Origin of the sequence: Nocardiopsis sp. MG754419 (assembly GCF_018207095.1) — a bacterium.
In the GTDB taxonomy this organism is placed as follows: Bacteria; Actinomycetota; Actinomycetes; order Streptosporangiales; family Streptosporangiaceae; genus Nocardiopsis.
Genome location: NZ_QOCZ01000334.1, coordinates 1 through 616, shown reverse-complemented (window position 1 = coordinate 616; position 616 = coordinate 1). Strand labels below are relative to the sequence as shown.

General features: G+C 63.0%; 1 protein-coding gene. It reads right to left on the bottom strand.

All coding sequences use genetic code 11. The features are described from left to right. The coding region (locus tag DSY14_RS27985) for a cbb3-type cytochrome c oxidase subunit I (RefSeq protein WP_211719589.1) at nucleotides 1-616 on the bottom strand (616 nt) is incomplete at both ends.

Below are 616 nucleotides of genomic sequence, written 5' to 3'. Positions count from 1 at the left end.
GGTGCCGAAGACCACGTAGTGGAAGTGCGCCACCACGAAGTAGGAGTCGGTGACGTGGAAGTCGATGGGCGGGGAGGCCAGCAGCACACCGGTCAGACCACCGAACAGGAAGGTGACCAGGAAGCCGATCGTGAAGAGCATCGGCGTCTCGAAGGAGAGCTGACCGCGCCACATCGTCCCGATCCAGTTGAAGAACTTCACACCGGTCGGAACCGCGATGAGGAACGTCATGAACGAGAAGAACGGGAGCAGTACCGCGCCGGTCGGGAACATGTGGTGGGCCCACACGGTGACCGACAGACCGGCGATGGCGATGGTCGCCGCCACCAGGCTCTTGTAGCCGAAGATCGGCTTGCGGCTGAAGACCGGCAGGATCTCGGTCGCGATGCCGAAGAACGGCAGCGCGATGATGTAGACCTCGGGGTGACCGAAGAACCAGAACAGGTGCTGCCACAGGATGGCGCCACCGTGCTCGGCGTTGAAGACCTGGGTGCCGATCATGCGGTCGGCGCCGAGGGCGATGAGGGCCGCGGTCAGCACCGGGAACGCGATGAGCACCAGAACACTGGTGAGCAGGGTGTTCCAGGTGAAGATCGGCATGCGGAACATCGTCATA